2 protein-coding genes are annotated in these 1934 nt (G+C 50.6%); both read left to right on the top strand.

The window, feature by feature from the left end:
- The coding region (locus AB9F29_RS21195) for a hypothetical protein (RefSeq protein ID WP_369757163.1) at positions 1 to 242 on the top strand (242 nt) is incomplete at its 5' end.
- 446 nt (positions 243 to 688) lie between these two features.
- A complete protein-coding gene (locus tag AB9F29_RS21190) occupies positions 689 to 883 on the top strand; it encodes a hypothetical protein (RefSeq protein WP_335586156.1) in 195 nt (64 codons plus the stop codon).
- Positions 884 to 1934: the final 1051 nt, after the last annotated feature.

Below are 1934 nucleotides of genomic sequence, written 5' to 3'. Positions count from 1 at the left end.
CCAAATCTCAGCACGCTGTTCAGTTGAATAATAAATCCTACGACGATATTTCATGGCAAACACTCCATCTCTTCCTAAAGATTAAAGTGTTGCGTCGACCAGTTGAGGCCACCGCCCTTAGCCGGCTTTCGCTGCGTTTAGACCAGCGGCGGGTTTGGAACCATGGCTTGATCGATTCTTTTGCGACGTTTTCCCAGAATCAGAATAACCACAACAAGGTGAGTACAGGTCATCTAAATTAGAAGACTGTCAAAATCCTGCCACTTCCTGTCTTTACGCTATTTGTGTCGTGAGTTCATTCAAAGGAGCACCCGAGTTTGGCAGACGTGTTAGAAATCATTGTCGTCTTTATCAGCCGTGCTATCTATGGAAGTGAGGACAGGCCACGGCATCCAATATGGCGCAATGCCGTCAGAGCTGTTGCTTTCGTTGGCGGGGGATCAGCAGCTGTTTTTTTGCTACCCTTTTTCGTTGGAATCGAAATTCCCTTGGTGGTGAAGTTGTTTTGGACGATTGGATTTTTTTGCCTGCAAATCGTTTTTCTTGCAGAATACGCACTCGGGTCAATCCGAGTATTTTGGGCTACTTTAGGCCTCATTGGCCTCCTAATTGTTTTGCTAGTCTTAAAGCTAAACTTCTATTGAGGAGAGGATTGGGGTCGTTTTAGACGGGCTGCGCGGCGAAGGCCGTGGACGGCATATCACAGGGCATCTACTACAAATGGGCGAAGGGCTTCATGGAAGCCGGCAAGCGGCGCTTGCCGGGTGACACGATCCGAGCGGTCACAACCAACGAGGTCAAAGACCTACAACGTGAAGCCCGAGATCAAAAAGAGGTTATGGCTGAGCAAACACTCGAACTCCGTTTAATCAAAAAAGCATGATCAACGGTGGGGGCGACCACGATGAGGTATGCCGCGACAGAGAAATTGGAGAGTATCCAGCTTGGTGAAGGATCGCACCTGTCTGCGCGACAAACGTTGGCCAAGCTTGGCATCCGCCGCACCATATTTTACCGCCCCCTCTCATTGACTGCATTGCAATCAACTGTCGGTCAACGGGACAAACGGACTCAAGGTTCTGGGTTGGGGCTGGCTCTATCTCAGCACTATCTTCGACGATTACAGCCGCTAGATCATCTCGTGGAAGCCCTGCACCAACATGCGGACTGAGGATGAGACTGAGGCGTTGGTTCCGTCAGGTTGTGGCCGAGTGGTGGCAAGAGACAAAGGCATGAAGCACTCACGCAGTGCACCCTATCCCCCACAGACCCAAGGCAAGATCCCCTGTCATCGCTGCAAGCCGCGACTTTTGGGCAGTGGAGCGTTGGCACCAAACCCCGAAGAACCGGATATTTCCGGAAAACTACTTCCTTCCTAGTGATCTTGAGGCGCAAAACGAAGCCTTTGTCGCGCGCCACACCCCCTTTTGACCGGCGGGTAATTCATGCATCCCTGAGAGGGGTGAGAGCCTCAGCAACGTCACGCAAGCAGATGTCTACTTTGGACGCGGCAAAGCCATTCTACAACAAAGAGACAGGTTTAAACGCAAGACACTGGAGACGCGTCGCATAATACAACTAACCAGATGAGCCAAAATCGCGCTTAAATTACGCGGCCCTTGAGGCCAAAAACTCTGCCTGCGCACACAGTAGGCCTCGGATCCCGACCGGCTCACCATTTCATTCAATTAAGCCAGTGTTTAGTGCTCCTTCTCAATTCGGTTTGAGTGAGTTTGCCTTTCAGGCGGAAGCAATACGGAAGCCGTAGGATTGAAAAGCCGTCACATCTAGTGACTTGTCCTTGGCAGCTATCGGCGGTGGCCTCAACTGGTCGACGCAACACTTTAATCTTTAGGAAGAGATGGAGTGTTTGCCATGAAATATCGTCGTAGGATTTATTATTCAACTGAACAGCGTGCTGAGATTTGGGATCG

It is taken from the genome of Falsihalocynthiibacter sp. S25ZX9, assembly GCF_041205405.1.
GTDB lineage: Bacteria > Pseudomonadota > Alphaproteobacteria > Rhodobacterales > Rhodobacteraceae > Falsihalocynthiibacter > Falsihalocynthiibacter arcticus.
This window is presented reverse-complemented; position numbering and strand designations above follow the sequence as displayed.